Source organism: Arthrobacter sp. AG367 (genome assembly GCF_007828995.1).
In the GTDB taxonomy this organism is placed as follows: Bacteria; Actinomycetota; Actinomycetes; order Actinomycetales; family Micrococcaceae; genus Arthrobacter.
This window is the reverse complement of the sequence record NZ_VIVE01000003.1, coordinates 488,625-505,476: the sequence shown is the minus strand read 5'-3', so window position 1 is coordinate 505,476 and position 16,852 is coordinate 488,625. Positions and strand designations below refer to the sequence as shown.

Genomic DNA, 16,852 nt, shown 5'->3' with positions numbered 1-16,852 from the left:
CGCCCGCAGGGCTGGAGAGCGGACGCCCGGCACGGAAGGAAGAACGACGGCGGGACGCACGTGCCGCCGTCGTCCTTCCTGCCCTGCCTGCTGGCCACAGCCCGGGTGGCCGGGAAAATATCAAGGGGCTTTCCCCCTATCCAGCCGGGCCACGCGCGCGGATGATAAGCCCATGAAAAAGCTTGTGCTGGCGAGCTTCGCCGCCCTTCTCCTGGTTATTGGCTCCTTTCTGGGCGGTGTGGTCCCCGGCAATGCCGCGGCCAACCCTGCCATCACTGCAGGACAGATCCTGGTCAAGTTCCGCGACAATGCCGCCGCCGCGGGCGCCCTCAGATCGCACGGGCTGACCGACGGGCCCGACGTCGGCAGCACCGGCGCGCACCTGATCACCGTGCCGGCAGGGAAGGAGCTGCAGCTGGTCGAAGCGCTGGGCCGGAACCCCGCCGTGGAGTACGCCGAACCGGACTATGTGGTCACTCCGGCATCGGACGACACCTACTTCTCCAGCCAGTACGCGCTGCAAAACACAGGCCAGTCATTCACGAATACCGCCGGTACGGTGAGTGTAGGCAAGGGCACACCTGACGCCGATGTGGACGCGGTGGAGGCCTGGACCGTCACCACAGGTACCGGGATCCGGGTGGCTGTCCTGGATTCCGGCGTCGCGATGGACAACCCCGACATCAACCCGAAGGTCGTGGCGCGGACCAACTTCACCACGTCCAGGAGCAACGACGACAACTACGGCCACGGAACCCACGTCGCCGGAATCGTTGCCGCCACCGCCAACAACGGCATGGGCGTGGCCGGCGTGTGCCCGGGATGCAGCATCCTGGCCGGGAAAATCCTCAGCGACACGGGGATGGGATCAAGCTCAGGCCTGGCGAACGGCATCAACTGGGCCGTCAAGAACGGCGCGAAGGTCATCAACATGAGCCTGGCGGTCGGCGCGTCAACCACCCTGGAAACTGCGGTCAATAATGCCTGGAACGCGGGTGTGGTGCTGGTTGCTGCGGCCGGCAACGGTGGGAACACCTCCATGAATTACCCGGCCGCGTACCCCAACGTCATTGCCGTGGGCGCAACCGACAACAACGACACGAAGGCGACATTCTCCACCTATGGCACGTGGGTGGACGTGGCAGCGCCGGGGGTCAGCGTCTACTCCACTTTCCCCAACCACAAGTTTGTCCTTGCCAGGGAGTACAACCGATCCCAGGGGTATGACATCGGCAGCGGCACCTCGATGTCCTCGCCTGTTGTCGCCGCGGTGGCCGCGCTCGCCCGCAGTGCCAACCCCGGCGGCACCACCTCGGACATCCGCGCCAAGGTCGAATCCACCACCGACGCGGTTGGCGACATCGGGAAGGACTGGGCCCATGGCCGGGTTAACGCCTGCAGAGCGGTCGGGGCGCTAGGTTGTTGACCCTTCCGGCGGCGTGGAGCCCGTTGTAGGGTCGTGGCGTGATCGTCCCCGATATCTCCCAGAACGCCGTGGCGGTGGCGGATCACTACGACGAGCTCGACCCCATCTATCGCCGGATATGGGGCGAGCATGTCCATCACGGCCTCTGGGTGACCGGCCATGAGACACCCGGCGAGGCCGTCGAGGCGCTGGTCGAAACAGTTGGCGACCGGCTGAGGCTGATGCCGGGCCAGGCGTGCATCGACATCGGCTGCGGTTACGGCTCCACAGCGAGGCGGCTCGCAGTGACACGAGGTGTCCGGGTCACCGGCTTCACGCTGTCCGCTGAGCAGGCCCGCTACGCCGCTGCGCATCCCGTACCGGACGTGGACATCCAGGTCCGCGACTGGCTCGCCAACGGGCTGGCCGACGCCTCGGCCGATGCGGCATGGGCCATCGAGTCGAGCGAGCACATGGTCGATAAACCCAGGTTCTTCGCCGAGGCGCACCGCGTGCTGTCGCCCGGTGGCCGCTTCGTCATCTGCGCGTGGCTCGCCGAGACCGGTGCCAGCTGGTGGAAGGTCCGTCACCTGCTGGAGCCGATCTGCCGCGAAGGGCGCCTGCCCTCGATGGGCACGCGCGAGGAGTATGAGGCGATGGCGAGGGCGGCGGGCTTTGCGGTCACCGGCTATGAGGACGTCAGCCTCCGCGTCGCCCGGACCTGGCCGATCTGCGCCGCCCGACTCGTGAAGTTGTTGCTCACCGACGGCGAGACGCGGCGTCTCGCCCTTGGCGCACGCAACCGCACCTCGTTTCTGGGCATTCCCCGCCTGATCCTGGCCTACCGCACCGGTGCGATGCGATATGGCATATTCACGCTCGCCAAGGCTGCGGAGAGCGGGCCGTAGCCCGCACGCCAACTGCCTCAGGGCAGCGGCTGCCGTTCGCCCACGCTGACGGAGGACGACGGCGGCAGGTACTCACGCCGTCGTCGTTCCATCCGCCGCTGCTGGCCCGGAGACGGGACCCTGGCACGTTTGGCTCGGTTGCACCTGGCACAGGCTGCCACGAAGTTCTGCAGACTGGTGGAACCGCCCTTGGACCACGGGTAAAAGTGGTCGCCGTGCTCGGCCGGGCGGCCGCAGCGACGCCCAAACCCGGCTTCCAGCTCGCATAGCCCGCCAGCGCGGGCCATCCCTTCGCGGCGCTGCTGGCGGGTGAAGCGCCGCACGGGATCCCGGCGTCGTGGGTCCCGGCTGCTGATGATGGCGGCCGTAATGCCAAGAACGACGGCGGCCACGCCGGGGACAGTGACCGCGGCGACGACGCCGTCGAACAGGCTGCGCAACACCCCGGCGGCGGAGGACGCTCCCGCAGCCGGAGCTGCCTTCGGCATGAGCGCTGACATCACCGCGACAGCGAGCCAAACCATCACCGCTGAATACGCCAAGCGAAGCCCCTGCCGGGTCCAATAGATGCGGCTGAGTTCCGGCATAGATCCCCCCTGTTTTGTTCGCCGGAAGCCCCAGATCCCGGTCATCCAGGAAATCGTATAGGCCGGGTGGGCGCGGATGTCCCAGGTTTTACCGAGTTTTTGCTGAACTTCCCGGATCAGGGGCAGCCGCCGCCTCAGGGACTAGCGGCGCTGGGCGATCAGGACCAGAGCGCCGGACGCCAGCACGCCGGCGAGGGCGAAGACGAGCATGCCCGTGAACGAACCACCGGCCGATTGGATCAATGCCCCGCTGACAATCGGACCGATGGAGAAGCCGGTGCCGATCATGAGGTTGGTGGTGTTCATCAGGTGTGCGCCGCTGGAAAGCGAGGACAACGTGGACAGCAGGTACGGCAGGATGAAGGTCCAGGCGAACTTGAAGATCACAGCGGCGACGGCGAATTGGATCAGGGCCGGTGAACCGAAAAGAAGCACGATGCTAAGGGCCATGCCTGCGTAACCTGCCGCCAGGTAAAGCTTCCGGCGCGGCGTCTCACCAAGTGCGGTGGCAACAAGGGCTGACAGGATGCCGCCGACGGTAGCAAGGGAAAGGACAAGGCTGCTGGCGGAAAGGTCGATGCCGGAAGCGGCCGAGATCTGGGCAATGAAAGACCAGACACCGCTGAGCGCGATGTAGAAGAGGAGGACAGCGGCCATTCCCGCGGCCGCTTTGAGCACCGGGACGCGGTTCGCTGCCTGCCCTGGGGCGGGTGCGGCGGCGGTCCGCAGCACCTCGCCGTCGATGCGGTTGACAACCAGGAGGCACAGCACGGCAAGTCCGGCGAGTGTCCAGTAGATCGCTGAAACTGCCGCCCCCGCGAACAGGGAGGGGAAGACGGCAAGAATCAGTGCTCCCATGGCCAGCTGGAAAACGACGAATATTCCAAAGGCGCGGCTGGGGTTGGCGGTTTTGCCACTAAGGGTCAAGATGATCACGGTGATGGAGCCGGCCGCGAGGCTGGTCACCACCCGGGCGATCATCAACAGGCCGAAATCGTCCACAAAGCCGGAAACCACGTTGCCGGCAATGACCACCGCGGTGAAGATATAGCTCGCCGTCCTCAGGTTCAGCCGCCGGAGCCAGAGATAGGCCGGCACGGTGGCCAGGCTGAAGGCGCCGAGCTCCAGGGAGAAGAGCGTCCCCACCTGGACTGGTGTAAGGCCGAACTGCTCGATCAGTTTGCCTGCGATCACCGGGGCAATCAGCAGGACGGTGTACAGGACTGCGCTGAAAACGGCGATATAGGTGTACGTCCCCTTATCTGGGGAGACGGCTGCCCGGGCAGCTTGTGCGGTGGTGGCCATGATGTTTGTCTTTCGGGCAGGACGAAGCGGCGAAGGCCGCCGTCGGCGGGAATTGGGTGTTGATGAGCCCCTGCCGGGCACACACGGAGCAGGGGTTATGCGGAAGCCGTCAGGCGCGCTGCGCTGCGCGTCCTTCGGCCGGGGCTGCGGGGTCCGTTGTTTCTGCATCGAAGACCTTGCGGCCTGCGAACCAGGTCTGGCGGGTTTTGATGTGCGCGATTTGTTCGGTGTCGATCTCGTACGGATTGGCACTCAGGACGATGAAATCCGCCGACTTTCCCGGGACCAGGGAGCCGGTGACATCGTCCAGGCCCATCGCCTGTGCCGAGTCGGTGGTGTACACCCGGATGGCTTCCGGGAGTGAAATGGCCTGTTCGGGCCAGAGCGTGCCAGGGAATTGCCCTGTTGGGTCCTGGCGGGTTACCAAGCCGTAAATCCCTTCCCACGCATTCGGCGACACGCTGACTGGCCAGTCCGAGCCGCCGGCGATGCGGGCCCCGGCGTCCAGCAGGGAGCGGTTGGGCTGCATTTTCGACGCCCTCTCCGCCGGGAGCACCGTGGCAATGGCCTCGGAGATGACACCGGGGAACCACAACGACGGGGAGATGTCGGCGGTGACATCGAGTTCGGCAAACCGGGGGATGTCCTGTTCCTGGACAAACTGGCCGTGGGCGATGTGGTACTTCGGCATGATGTGTCCGGCTGAGCGGACCTTCGCCACGGTGTCGAGCACCAGCCGGACCGACGCGTCGCCCGTGCAGTGGATCTTGGCGGAAATACCACGCTCCGCCGTGCCCATCAGCCAGCGCTCCAGCTCTGCTGCAGACATGGTGGTGCCCCCGCAGTGGCACTCCGGGAAGCCGACATCCGGCAAATAGGGTTCGATGAACGCCGCAGTCCCCGCCGGGGGCACCCCGTCAAGGAAGATCTTGATGAAGTCCGGCCGGTGGTGCCGGGACCGTGTCTCTTCGCGATGGGCGATGATGCCCTCGCCGAGCGGCGTGGTGCCGAAAATAAAATCATTGGCCTGCATGGACGTCACCACCCAGGCAGCGAGTTCACCGGATTCGTCGAGCTCTTTCAGCGCCTGCAACATCTGGAGTGAGGATGCCGCATCCTGGAATCCCGTCACGCCGTAGGAATGGAGGATCTCGATGCCGCGCGCTGCGGCCCGGGAGAGGTCTTGGGTGGACCGCGGCTGCAACCGCGCCAGCGTCTGTTCCGCCAGGACGCCACCGGCCTCGATGAGGACACCGGTGGCACGCCCCGAAGCATCCCGCATTATCTGGCCACCCTCGGGATCCGGAGTGTGCTGGCCGATGCCGGCCAGTTCCAGGCCCCGGGAATTCACCCACCTGTTGTGCTTGCTGTCGTCTTTCAAGATGGCAGGCCGTCCGCCGGTTGCGGCATCAAAACGGAGGAGCGTTTCCACGGAGTTGAGTTCGGCCAGGAGTCCGGAACCCCAGCTTCCACCGACCACCCACTCGTCGTGGCCCAGGCTCCCTGCATACTCTGCGACGGCGGTGAGGAGGTCATCGAGCGACTTGGTGGGCGCCTCGTTGCATTCGAACAAGTCCATCTGCCCTGCCAGCATGTGGTGATTGTGGACGTCAAGCAGCCCGGGCATGACGTAGGCGCCGCCGAGGTTGATGATCTCAGTGCCCGGCCCCGCCGCGGCCTCGGCCAACGATCCGACGGCGTGGACCTTCCCGGCCTTGACCGCAAGTGATGTGACGCGGGGGAGTTCATCGTGCAGGGTGTCAATGACGCCGTTGATCAGAAGAAGGTCAGCTGTGTTGTCCATAATCCCAGTCCCTGAAGGTGCTTTGGATCACAACACTAAGTTGCCGCGCTACTGGTTGCTTGACTCTCCGTGCACGGCATTTGCAAATCCCGGCAGGCCGCCGTCCCAGCCTGGCCTTAGGGGTGGACGGGGGTGGCCGCCTCTTTTCCCAGCACCGTTGTCCAGGGGCGGGCGGTCCAGGACGTCACGACCCCAGCTTTGACGTAGGGATCGGCGGCTGCAAAGGCCTTTGCCGCCTCGAGTGCGTTCTCGCCGGTGAAGATCAGCAACCCGGTGAAGGGGCCGTCACCAACGGCCCCGCCCAGCAGAAGCTCGCCGCGTTCCACTGCTTCCCAGCCCGCCTTGAGGTGGTCTGAACGGTATTGTTCGCGGGTCTGAAGGTAGTTGTCCTCGTAGGTGTATTCGAGCACGGCGTGCATGTGGTTCCGTCCATTTCGTTGAGTGGTTTCGCTCGTTGTAGAAGTAGCGTACCCATGGCTGGCGCTGCTCAGGGCTCCGAATGGACCCCGGGCTGTTCGTGGATGCCGCACCAGCCGGCGATGAACAGGGCGATGCTCTTGGTGATCCGGCGGATGGATTCGACCGAGACCCGCTCGTCGAACCCGTGGATCGACTCTGAAACGGGGCCGTAAACCAGCGCCGGCGTATCGGCATAGAGCGTGAAGACCCGGCCGTCGAGGTAGCCCGGCGTGGTGAAGCTTTTCAGTTCACTGCCGAACACCTGCTCATGGGTGCGCTCCAGCATGGCCTCTGCTTCGCTTCCGGGCTCCAGCACATAGCCCTCGGAGAAGAAACCTGTCTTCACACCGACCGCGTTGATCGGGTCGGGTCCCCGGCCCAGGGAGGCAAGGCAGTCCTGAAGTTCAGCCCATGCCTGCTCCGCGGGGATGCCGGGATATATTGCCGCGCGCACGTCGAACTCGCACCAGGCCGGGACGCTGGAGGGCCAGTCCCCGCCCTGGATGCCGCCGAAGTTGAAGTTGATGGGGTGGTCCAGGTCTTCGAAGTAGCGGTGCTGTCCGCGGTCCGCATTCCACTTCTCTTCGACCTCCCGCAGCGCAGAGATTGCCGTATACGCTGCGTCGATGGCGTTGAAGCCGGTGCCCATCTCACGGGGATGGGTCGGATTCCCGGTGACCCTGACCCTGAACCAGAGCACGCCGACGTTGGCGCGCACCAGCATGTCTTCTTCTGGTTCGGGGATGATGACGGCGTCGGCACGATAGCCGCGCATCAGTGCGGACAGGGAGCCGTTGCCTGTGCATTCCTCCTCGACGACGGACTGGAAGTGAATGCGGCCGGCGGGCTCGAACCCCGCCGCGCGGACGGCGTCGAAGGCGAAGAGGTTGGCTGCGAGACCTGCTTTCATGTCTCCGGCGCCGCGGCCATACATCCATCCGTCGATGATGGGGGCGTCCCAAGGGTAGCGGGACCAGGACTCGGACGGACCCTCGGGGACGACGTCGATGTGGCCGTTAAGGATAAGGGATCGGCCCTGCTCGGAGGCTGGACGGTACGTGCCCACCACGTTAGTCATGCCCGCATAGGAAACCGTTGTGGGCCCGTAGCCCTCATGGGCGGACAGGTCATCGGCGTCCAGCTCCCACCGGTCCATCTCCAGGCCACGGCCTGCCATGGCCGCATGCATCAGGTCCTGGGCGCTGCCCTCCCGGGTGCGCAGCGACGGGTGCTTGACCAGGTCCTGGGTGAAGGTCAGCTGGGCATCGAAGGCGGCGTCGACGGCCTCCAGGATGCGGAGTGTTTGGTCGTCACTGAGCAATATTGTCTCCTAACGAAACGGGGAGCCGTCCGGTGGACGGCTCCCCGTTCTGGTGGTTGAGCATTCGAAAGAGAGTAAAGCTTGGGCTACTGTCTGCGGCCGGCCCTAGCTGCCGGCGACAAGCTTCTTGTCCTGGACCCGCAGGCGCTCGCCGAAGAACCCGCCGACGGCGGTGAGCAGGGAGATGATCGCCAGGATCAGGGCCGCACCCCACGACTGGTTACCGGAGACGCCCAGCATGGCCGTGGCCAGCAAGGGCATGAATCCACTGGTGGCACCTGCGATGTTATAGCCCAGGGCCACACCGGAGTAGCGCAGCTTCGGCGGGAACAGCTCGGTCAGCAGGGCACCGTTGACGGCGTACGCCACCGCTATAAGCATGATCCCGACGGTGATTGCCAGCGTAATCAGCAGTGGGGATTTCGTGTCAATCATGGCGAAGAGGGGGAAAGCGGCGACGGCGCTGACGATACCGCCCCACATGGTGACCTTGCCCGGCCCGATCTTCTCTGCGAGCCGGCCCATGAGGAACGTGACTCCGATCTGGGCCACGGCGGCAACCAGTGTTGCGTTGACCATGACGTTCCGGTCCACCTTCAGGGTGTTGGACCCGTAGCTCACCGCGAAGGTGGTGATCATGTAGAAGCCACCCACGCCGAGGAGGGCCGCGAGTACGGCCACGAGCAAGCGGCCGGAGGCGTGGCGGAAGACCTCGAACGCCGGAACCTTGGACGTTTCACCCTGGGCGAGCAGATCCTTGAAGATGGGGGATTCTTCCACCTTGAGGCGGATCCAGAGCGCGATGCCGAGCATGGGGAAAGCCAGCAGGAATGGAATCCGCCAGCCCCAGGCGTCAAAAGCTTCCGACGGGAATAGGAGGACGAGCGAGAAGGCGCCCGAGGCCAGCAGCGTAGCCACCGGCGAACCGACCTGTACCAAGGCGGCGTACCGGCCCCGCTTTTCAACGGGGGCATGCTCGACGGCCATGGTTACCGCACCGCCCCATTCACCGCCGACAGCCAGGCCCTGGACAAGCCGCAAGACGGCGAGCAGGATGGGCGCCGCCAGGCCGATGCTGCCGAAATCGGGCAACAGGCCGATGAAGGCCGTGGCCGCGCCGATCATGACGATGGTCATCAGCAGCGCGGGCCGGCGTCCGTAACGGTCGCCGATGTAGCCAAAGATCATGGCCCCGATCGGACGGGCTGCGAAGCCGACGCCGAACGTGGCAAAGGAGGCCAGCAGCGCCGCGGTGGGGTCCATATTGGTGAAGAACAGCCGGTTGAAGACCAGCGCCGCAGCCGTGCCGAAGAGGTAGTAGTCGTACCACTCCAGCGCGGTCCCGACGAAGGCGGCACGGGCAATCTTTCCTGCGTCCTTGCCGGAGATCACCGGAGGAGCACCTGCGGCGGGGGAAAGTGAATTTGAGGTGGTCACTGCGTGGGCCCTTTCGAGCGGGGTTGAGTTCTTGCATCTCGGGTCCCGCGGCGGGCGAAGGGCGATGGCCTGCACTGCTGCGGTGATTATTCGAGAGTAGGTGAGTGATAACGCCCTAAACAATGATAATTTCCACCCACTTTCGGCCCCTTTCTTAGGCATTTTCACAAACTAGTCGGTGAACTCGCTGTAGCGGCTGAGGGCGATGAGTGCCCGCGCGGCCTCGCCCGGCACTGTGAGGTCAAGGCCGATCGCCTCGTGAAGGCTGTGGAGGCGGTTCACTACGGTGTTGCGGTGGCAGAACAGCTCCTCCGACGTTTCTTTGATGGATCCGGTCCGCCCATAGCTGCGTGCCACCTCCAGCAGGCGTTGGCGTTCGACGGGCGTGCACTTGTCCAGAGCGTTCTTTATGGAGGTGGAAAAGCCGGGAAACTTCTGCTCCAGGAGGCCGCTGGCGATTCCCATCCATGCGTCCTCCATCGTGGCCAGCCGGGTGCCGCGGCGCTTCTGCTGTGCCAGCACAAGTGCCGAAGCCGCAGCGGAGGGAACGGCATCCAGTCCCTCCACTCCCGGTACGTACCCGGCAGGAAAGGCGGGCGGTTCGTGACGCCAGGTCAGCCCCTTCCGCTGCTGCCGGAAGACATACAGGACTCCGCTGTTCTCGTACATATAGATGCTGTGGTCAGACTCGAACTGCTGCTGGGCCTGGGATACGGCGTCCAAGGTCACTGCGAGCACTTCGAAGGTCCCGGTGGCCCGCACTTCGAGGGCCGCTGCAAGGTCCTGGACTTCACGTGGGGTGCCAGGTCCGGCATTGAACAGCCGGGAAAGCAGGCGCTGGCGGTACAACTGCTTGTTGCGGGCCAGGCGCGCCTCTTCCTCGGCATAGGCCTGTTGGATGCTGGTCACGTAGCCTTCGACGGCGTCCAGGACCCGGTCCATGTTGGCCACCAGGACACCGATCCCCTTGTCCCGCGCGACCCGTTCCAGCCCCTTCCAGAGAACACGGAAGTCATTGCGGATGGCTACCAGGAACGCGTCGAGGGGAACGCCCTGGCGGGCGCGCCGGGCGGCCACCTCGCGGGGAAGCGTCTGCAGGTCCGGGGGGAGCTCCAACCCGGCCATCTGATAGAGGAACATGTCCATGGTGTCCGCTGCGGTCCGGTAGATGTCCTCCTTGGGAACCACTGCTTCACCATAGGAAATGGAGGAAAAACGCTCCAGGAAGTCGTCCACCAGCAGGGATCGATCCTTCCAAAGACTCTCCAGCAACTCGGTCCATTCCGGCTCGGTGGGACGGCCGGGACGGAACTCCCTGGCGGTCGTACCGTAGGATCGCGCATCGTCACCATCATTTGCTGTCATGCAGGCATTTTATGCAAAAGCCTAAAGTTTGACCATGAAACAGCGTTCTATATCCATTGAAGGCAGCGATATCACAGAGTTGAATGGACGGAGCCGCACTTTCAGGCCGCGGCCTTAACTCCTCGGAAAGGCCCGGGGACCCTAGCAAAGAGGATCCATGCCCTTCGATCTCCTGATTCGCAATGCACGCATACTGACCCAGGATGCCTCCCGCCCCACCGCGACAAGCCTGCTCATTCACGACGGCAGAATCCTCGATGTGGATCCCGACGCCAGCCTTTGCGGCCACGCCCTCTGGACCATTGATGCCGCCGGAACCACGATTGTCCCTGGGTTCAATGACGTCCACGCGCACAGTGTCTGGTTCGGTCTGGGGCTCATGGAGGCCAACGCAGGGGCAGCGGCAAATCTGGACGGGCTGTACCAGATCATCGCCGAGGCCGCCGCCGAAATGGCCCCGGGGGAGTGGGTTGTGGCATCCGGTTACAGCCCGCTGCTGCTCGACGGCCAGCAACCGGACAGGGACCGGTTGGATGCGGCGGCAGGGGGACGTCCAGTGTGGATCAAACACTCCTCCGGCCACGCCTGCACGCTCAACGGCGTAGCACTGGAGCTCGTAGCCGCCCAGGCCGATCTCAGTGCACCGATCGAAGGCGGAGCCGTCGTCATGGGCGAAGATGGCCTGCCGACGGGGCTGCTGGAGGAAAACGCCCTGCGCTTGGTGCAGGACATCCTGCTGCCGTATCCGCTGGAGACCATTGAACGCGCACTGGATCTGGCCACGTCACACTACCTCTCCGAAGGAATTACCAGCGTCACGGATGCGGGCATCGCCGGCGGCTGGATCGGCTATTCGCCGCGGGAGTTCGCCGCGTACCAGAATGCCCGCGACAAGGGGATGCTGAGCGTCAGGATGCAGCCAATGCTGGTTATGGATGCCCTCCACGATGTGCCCGGCCACGCCGATGACCCGGCCTCCATAAGCCTCGACGCCGGAATCCGCACCGGCTTGGGCGACGATTGGCTGCGCCTGGGACCGGTGAAGATCTTCAGCGACGGTTCGCTCCTTGGCAGTACCGCCTACATGACCGAGGACTATGTCGGCTGCACCCACAACCACGGCTACCTGCAAATGGACGCGGACCAGCTGCGCGAGTCGGCGCTCAGCGCCTACCGGGCGGGCTGGGCGATTGCGATGCATGCCATCGGGGACCACGCGATCGACCACGCCATTGACATCATCACTGAGGCGCAGGAAAGGTTCGGTTCCAACGCACAGCCCAACCGGATCGAGCACGGCGGCGTGGTCCGCCCCGATCAGCTTGACCGGATAGCCCGGGCCGGCATCGTGCTGGTCCCGCAGCCGCACTTCATCACCGAGTTTGGAGACGGTATGGCCCGCCTGCTGGGCCCCAAACGCACCTCGTGGTCCTATCCCGCCAAAAGCCTGCTGAAGCGAGGAGTTACACTGCCGGGAAGTTCAGACCGCCCCGTCTCCAACGGCCGGCCCCTGGATGTCATGCAGTCGTTCGTGGAGCGGCTGACTCCTTCAGGCGACGTGTACGGCCCGGCCGAAAGGATCACCGCGGCCGAAGCGCTGGCAGCCTATACCACGGGATCGGCCGCCGCCACGGGAACCGGGCACATCAAGGGCCGCTTGGCACCGGGGTACCTGGCGGACCTCGTGTTCCTGGACCAGGACCCCACCGCCGTGGACCCCTCAAACATCTCAGCTACCCGCGTGCTCGCCACCATGGTGGGCGGGCAAATCCGTTTCGGCGAGGAAAATCTGCCGGCGCCGGTCCGCGCCACAGACCTTGAGGCAGCATTGACAGGGAAGGAAACCCCATGAGCACCGCACACGACGAGTTCCTCGCAGACTTCGCCACGATGTCAGGCTTCGGCGCCACGCCCGGGGGAGGCGTGGACCGGCAGGCCGGCACGGCCGCAGACCACGCCACACGGGCGTGGTTCAGCCAGTGGCTGGCCCGGCATGGCTATACCCAATCAGTGGATGAGGCAGGCAACCAGTTCGGCACCCTGGACCTGGTCGCCGGCGCCCCTTATGTGCTGGTCGGCTCACACCTGGACTCCCAGCCGCTGGCCGGCCGGTACGACGGGGCCTATGGCGTGCTCGCAGCGGCCCATGCAGGCGCCCGCGTCGCTGCGGAAGTCCGGGCCGGAAAGCTCCACCCCACCTACAACCTGGCCGTTGTGAACTGGTTCAACGAGGAAGGCAGCCGCTTCGCGCCCAGCATGATGGGAAGCTCTGTCTTCACCGGAAAGCTGCCGCTTGAGGACGCGCTTGCCACCGCAGACCCTGCCGGAATCACAGTGGCGGAAGCCCTGGCGGCGGGACACAGCACTTCGCAAGGAAACGCCCCGGTCCTCGCCGAGGTTGCACGCTATGCCGAGATCCACATCGAGCAGGGCAGGAACCTGGAAGAAACCGGCACCCAAGTGGGGATCGTGGACCGCACCTGGGCCGCCAGCAAGTACCGGGTTACCGTGGACGGAACCCAGTCACACACTGGCGCCACCCGCATGGAGGATCGCCGTGACGCCCTCTTTGGGGCTGCGCTGGTCATCGCCGCCGCTCGTGAACTGACTGCGGAATTCGAGCCCGGGCTGCTGCACACATCGGTATCCGAGCTGTATGTCCTGCCGAACTCACCGGTCACCATCGCCCGCCAGGTCCTGATGAACCTGGACCTGCGTTCCCCCGATGAGTCCGTCCTGGGCGTGGCCATGGAACGGCTGGGCAAGAGGATTGTCGACGCCGAGGCAGATTCCCGGACGGAGATCCGCCTGGACCTGACGCACAACTGGGGTGTGGTGTCCTACCAGTCCAAGGGCGCGGCCTTGGGCAGGGTAAGCGCAGAGAGTCTGGGCTACAGCCACAGGGACGTGATGACCGTCGCCGGGCACGATTCCACCAACATGAAGGATGTGGTTCCGACCGTCATGCTCTTCGTTCCCAGCGTCGAAGGCATCTCGCACAACGAAGCGGAGTACACCCGCGACGACGACGCGTTGCGCGGCGTCGAACTGTTGACGGACGTTACGCGGCGGCTTGTCTGCGGCGAATTGGAAGAGGACTGAGCCGGTAGCCTTTCGAACCAGGCGTTTCGGGGAAGGTTAAGAGGCATGAGCGGTAGGGCCTTGCCCGCTTGGGTGGCCCTACTGTCCTGGCACGAGGGCGCCGGCGCCCCGCCGCAGGCCGGCCGTCACCCCAGCCAAGTCCGTCATGGCGTGGACGGCGTCCTCATTTGCGAGCCCGTTCTCGTGGCAGAGGGAACGCCAGGTCCAGAAGGACACCGCGTGGGCGACGACGGCGCGCAGCCTGGCGCTGCCCGGCTCCGGAAATGCCTCCAGGAGGCGGTCACGGAAGAACGTGTCGCGCTCCCGGAGGCCTGTGCGGTGCTTTTCCGGAAGGGCGGCCCAATCGCCGTAGATGTTCCTGAGCATTGGCTCGCCGTCGCGGTAGAACCGGTACAGGTCTGTGAGTCCGGCATGGAGGCGTTGGAGGGGGTCCGGGTGCTCACACCACGCCGAAGGATCTGGCAGCTGCTGTTGTGAAAGCCAGTGCGAGGAGCAGGCGGAGAACAGCGATTCCTCGTCGGCGAAATGACGGTAGACCGTCAGCCGGGTGACCTGGGCCTGCTCGGCGATGCCCGCAATGGTGGTCCGGGCAGGGCCGACTGACCCGTGGAGCGCCACCGCCGCGTCCACGATGCGCTGCCGGGTGGTGTCCACCTGCTCGGCACGCTTGTTCATCTGGTACTTGCGCGCTTTGGCTGAACGCTGCTGTTCACTCAAAGTATTGACACCGGTCCTGCGTGGGCTGACAATTCGATATACACAACTGTATATCGAAATGGAAAGGGATGGATGCCATGGGCGCTGAGGAGGCTCCGCGGCTGACAGTCGTGCAGCCTGGGGAGGGACGCCAGGGCAGTCTCGGAAGTATCGGGGTTGTCTTCAAACTGTTCGGTGAACACACCAACGAGCAGATCTCCATCGTGGAACACCCGTTTCCGGTGGGGGCCTTGGTTCCAGTGCATATGCACAGCCGCGAGGACGAATACTCAATCGTCCTGGAAGGCGAGATCGGATTCCGGTCCGGTGAGCGCGAGGCAGTGCTGGGCGCCGGGGGCTACATCACCAAGCCGCGCGGCGAACTGCACACCATGTGGAATGCGGGCAAAGTTCCGGCGCGGATGATCGAAGTCATCAGCCCGGCCGGGTTCGAGCATTTCTTCTGGGGACTGGCCGACCAGCTTGAAGCCGGTGGACCGCCGGACCCTGAAGCCATCGGCAAACTGGCCGCAGAATACGGCCTCCAGTTCGGCGAGGCGCCATGGCTGCCGGACATCATCGCCCGGTACGGGCTAAATCCACCGATGGGCTGACGGGAAGGCCATGGGCCTCCAGGTTCCCCTTTACCGAACGGGACGGCGACGTGGCCCGCCGCGCAGAAGCCGGGCGCGCCGCTGGCCGGAATGGCCGCCGTCGTACTTCTGCTGCACGCGGTGGGCTGGGGAGTGCTGGTGCTGGGCGTCGTCCCGCAGAACCTCCTCCTCGGCTCCAGCCAGGTCTTCGGACTGGGGATCGGGCTAGGTGCCTACCTGCTGGGCATGCGCCACGCCTTCGACGTGGACCACATCGCCGCGATCGACGGCACCACCCGAAAGCTCATGGGTGAAGGCCTTCGCCCCGTCACTGTCGGTTTCTGGTTCTCCCTTGGCCACTCCAGCATCGTCCTTGGCCTCTGCCTGCTGCTGGCTGCGGGAGCCCGCAGCCTTGGAAACCAGCTCGGAGATGGCGCCTCGTGGTGGCGGGAGGTCCTGGGACCAGTAGGCGCCACCATCTCAGGACTGTTCCTTTACCTCCTGGCCTTCCTCAACCTTGCCCTGCTGATCCGCGTCGCCACGGACTTCCGGCTGCGGGCAGGGCAGCCGGGATTGGGGACGACTGTCGAGGTCCCGGGCCTTCTGGTCCGCCTGCTGCGCCCGGTCCTGCGCAGCATCACCCGGCCCGCCCAGATGTATTGGGTGGGGCTGCTGTTCGGCCTGGGATTCGATACGGCCACCGAGGTGGCACTGCTGGTAGTGGCCGGGGGAGCGGCGGCGCTGGAACTTCCGTGGTACGCCGTCCTCACCCTGCCCGTCCTCTTCGCGGCGGGCATGAGCCTGCTAGACAGCCTGGACGGATGGTTCATGAACGCGGCCTACGGTTGGGCGTTCGCGCACCCGCGCCGGAGGCTGCTGTACAACCTGGTCCTGACCGGGCTCTCGGCCACCGTGGCGCTGGGTGTGGGGACCGTGGAACTGCTGTCCGTGGTTACGCCGAATACGGGAGCGGTTTCCGGGGTCTTTGCGGCCATCGGCGGCATCGATCTGACGGGGCTTGGCTACGCCGTGGTGGGCTTGTTTGTTCTCGCCTGGCTGGCCGGGGTCTTCATCTGGAGGTTCCGGGGCGGCTCGCCCACTGCTGCCAGCCTGGAGGAGTGAGCCGCCTCTTGGTTCCCGTTTCCTCAGCCTTCCGGCAGGAGGTTGGCCGCCAAGGTACGGGCCATGAATCGTCCGAAATGCTCGGCACTCCAGCCGCGCTTGAGGACCAGGGTTTCGTAGAGCTCGGCTGAGGTGCTCATGAAGAAGACGTCGGCCACCTCCTCCGCCGTCAGGCCCGGCCGCAGGAATCCCCTCCCGAGCACCTGGCGCGCGTTGTGCAGCATCCGTTGGTACCGCCCGTCATCCACGTCGCGCAGGAGCGCGGCCATGTCCTGGTCCCCGCTCGCCGCGGCGTCCCGGATGAGGAGGTAGACGGGGGAGCCCAGCGGGCTCACCTCGGAAATGAAGCGGCCGAACTGCTCCATGAGTTCGCGGGGTTCGGTGACCGTGGCCTGGGCGCGGTCCGACCGCTCTTCCGCCGGCGGGCCGCCGGCGCCCAGCAGGCTCTGTTCGTAGATGGCACGCACCAGCCCAGGCTTTCCGCCGAACCCCTTGTACACGGACTCCTTGGAGACGCCGGCCGCGTGGGCGATGGCAGCGATGGTGGTCCGGCCGTAGCCGTGGGCCAGGAACAGCGCGCGGGACTGGGCCAGCACCCGATTCCTGGCTTCCCCGGCAGCCTCCTGCCGGCGCCGGGCGTCGTAGCTGCGGGAGCGGGGTGGCGCACCATTGACCGCGGGTCCCATCGGGCTTAAGCTCCTTGTATCAGTTAGATACAGCTAACTGTATCAAATTCAGCGTACCAGCC

15 protein-coding genes are annotated in these 16,852 nt (G+C 65.2%); 6 read left to right on the top strand and 9 right to left on the bottom strand.

The window, feature by feature from the left end; genetic code table 11:
• Positions 1-172 precede the first annotated feature (172 nt).
• A complete protein-coding gene (locus FB478_RS12055; protein WP_144600617.1) occupies positions 173-1,426 on the top strand; it encodes a S8 family serine peptidase in 1,254 nt (417 codons plus the stop codon).
• A 38-nt stretch (positions 1,427-1,464) separates the two neighbouring features.
• On the top strand, positions 1,465-2,313 hold the full coding sequence (locus FB478_RS12050) for a class I SAM-dependent methyltransferase (RefSeq protein WP_144600615.1): 849 nt from the start codon (positions 1,465-1,467) through the stop codon (positions 2,311-2,313).
• Positions 2,314-2,330: 17 nt separating this feature from the next.
• Here the strand turns inward: FB478_RS12050 and FB478_RS12045 are convergent, their stop codons facing one another.
• The 7 genes from FB478_RS12045 to FB478_RS12015 form a co-directional block, all read right to left on the bottom strand.
• Positions 2,331-2,900, bottom strand: coding sequence for an HNH endonuclease (locus FB478_RS12045; protein WP_144600613.1), 570 nt, complete (start codon positions 2,898-2,900; stop codon positions 2,331-2,333).
• A gap of 141 nt (positions 2,901-3,041) precedes the next feature.
• Positions 3,042-4,205, bottom strand: a complete 1,164-nt coding sequence (locus FB478_RS12040; protein ID WP_144600611.1) for an MFS transporter — start codon at positions 4,203-4,205, stop codon at positions 3,042-3,044.
• A 109-nt stretch (positions 4,206-4,314) separates the two neighbouring features.
• Positions 4,315-6,009, bottom strand: a complete 1,695-nt coding sequence (locus tag FB478_RS12035; protein ID WP_144600609.1) for an amidohydrolase — start codon at positions 6,007-6,009, stop codon at positions 4,315-4,317.
• 116 nt (positions 6,010-6,125) lie between these two features.
• The gene (locus FB478_RS12030; protein ID WP_142068239.1) at positions 6,126-6,428 is read right to left on the bottom strand and encodes a YciI-like protein; all 303 of its coding nucleotides are present in this window, start codon (positions 6,426-6,428) and stop codon (positions 6,126-6,128) included.
• 68 nt (positions 6,429-6,496) lie between these two features.
• Complete coding sequence (locus FB478_RS12025) at positions 6,497-7,789, bottom strand: ArgE/DapE family deacylase (protein WP_144600607.1); 1,293 nt, start codon at positions 7,787-7,789, stop codon at positions 6,497-6,499.
• Between the two features lie 105 nt (positions 7,790-7,894).
• Entirely contained in the window at positions 7,895-9,226 is a 1,332-nt protein-coding gene (locus FB478_RS12020; RefSeq protein ID WP_018770459.1) for an MFS transporter, read from the bottom strand.
• 171 nt (positions 9,227-9,397) lie between these two features.
• Positions 9,398-10,591 (bottom strand): helix-turn-helix domain-containing protein, encoded by a 1,194-nt coding sequence (locus FB478_RS12015; protein WP_231377437.1) that lies wholly within the window; start codon positions 10,589-10,591, stop codon positions 9,398-9,400.
• A gap of 157 nt (positions 10,592-10,748) precedes the next feature.
• Between FB478_RS12015 and FB478_RS12010 the strand changes: the two genes are divergently transcribed.
• Together FB478_RS12010 and FB478_RS12005 are read left to right on the top strand one after the other, a co-directional pair.
• Positions 10,749-12,443 carry an amidohydrolase gene (locus FB478_RS12010; RefSeq protein ID WP_144600605.1) on the top strand — a complete coding sequence of 565 codons (1,695 nt, stop codon included), beginning with the start codon at positions 10,749-10,751 and terminating at the stop codon, positions 12,441-12,443.
• Positions 12,440-13,693: a M20 family metallo-hydrolase gene (locus FB478_RS12005; protein ID WP_144600603.1), complete on the top strand. Its 1,254-nt coding sequence runs from the start codon at positions 12,440-12,442 to the stop codon at positions 13,691-13,693. The genes FB478_RS12010 and FB478_RS12005 overlap by 4 nt, the downstream gene beginning before the upstream one ends.
• A gap of 78 nt (positions 13,694-13,771) precedes the next feature.
• Here the strand turns inward: FB478_RS12005 and FB478_RS12000 are convergent, their stop codons facing one another.
• Complete coding sequence (locus FB478_RS12000) at positions 13,772-14,410, bottom strand: TetR/AcrR family transcriptional regulator (protein ID WP_144600601.1); 639 nt, start codon at positions 14,408-14,410, stop codon at positions 13,772-13,774.
• A gap of 77 nt (positions 14,411-14,487) precedes the next feature.
• Between FB478_RS12000 and FB478_RS11995 the strand changes: the two genes are divergently transcribed.
• Entirely contained in the window at positions 14,488-15,003 is a 516-nt protein-coding gene (locus FB478_RS11995; protein WP_026265952.1) for a cupin domain-containing protein, read from the top strand.
• Between the two features lie 90 nt (positions 15,004-15,093).
• A complete protein-coding gene (locus FB478_RS11990) occupies positions 15,094-16,104 on the top strand; it encodes a HoxN/HupN/NixA family nickel/cobalt transporter (protein WP_144600599.1) in 1,011 nt (336 codons plus the stop codon).
• 23 nt (positions 16,105-16,127) lie between these two features.
• Here FB478_RS11990 and FB478_RS11985 read toward each other — a convergent pair whose 3' ends face one another.
• Complete coding sequence (locus FB478_RS11985) at positions 16,128-16,790, bottom strand: TetR/AcrR family transcriptional regulator (protein WP_144600597.1); 663 nt, start codon at positions 16,788-16,790, stop codon at positions 16,128-16,130.
• Between the last annotated feature and the right edge of the window lie 62 nt (positions 16,791-16,852).

What these genes read in the sequence shown, in the direction of transcription:
- FB478_RS11995 (WP_026265952.1), top strand. Translation starts at nt 14,488, where the DNA reads ATGGGCGCTGAGGAGGCTCCGCGGCTGACAGTCGTGCAGCCTGGGGAG.
- FB478_RS12015 (WP_231377437.1), bottom strand. Translation starts at nt 10,591, where the DNA reads ATGACAGCAAATGATGGTGACGATGCGCGATCCTACGGTACGACCGCC.
- FB478_RS12035 (WP_144600609.1), bottom strand. Translation starts at nt 6,009, where the DNA reads ATGGACAACACAGCTGACCTTCTTCTGATCAACGGCGTCATTGACACC.
- FB478_RS12040 (WP_144600611.1), bottom strand. Translation starts at nt 4,205, where the DNA reads ATGGCCACCACCGCACAAGCTGCCCGGGCAGCCGTCTCCCCAGATAAG.
- FB478_RS12030 (WP_142068239.1), bottom strand. Translation starts at nt 6,428, where the DNA reads ATGCACGCCGTGCTCGAATACACCTACGAGGACAACTACCTTCAGACC.
- FB478_RS11985 (WP_144600597.1), bottom strand. Translation starts at nt 16,790, where the DNA reads ATGGGACCCGCGGTCAATGGTGCGCCACCCCGCTCCCGCAGCTACGAC.
- FB478_RS11990 (WP_144600599.1), top strand. Translation starts at nt 15,094, where the DNA reads ATGGCCGCCGTCGTACTTCTGCTGCACGCGGTGGGCTGGGGAGTGCTG.
- FB478_RS12055 (WP_144600617.1), top strand. Translation starts at nt 173, where the DNA reads ATGAAAAAGCTTGTGCTGGCGAGCTTCGCCGCCCTTCTCCTGGTTATT.
- FB478_RS12005 (WP_144600603.1), top strand. Translation starts at nt 12,440, where the DNA reads ATGAGCACCGCACACGACGAGTTCCTCGCAGACTTCGCCACGATGTCA.
- FB478_RS12045 (WP_144600613.1), bottom strand. Translation starts at nt 2,900, where the DNA reads ATGCCGGAACTCAGCCGCATCTATTGGACCCGGCAGGGGCTTCGCTTG.
- FB478_RS12010 (WP_144600605.1), top strand. Translation starts at nt 10,749, where the DNA reads ATGCCCTTCGATCTCCTGATTCGCAATGCACGCATACTGACCCAGGAT.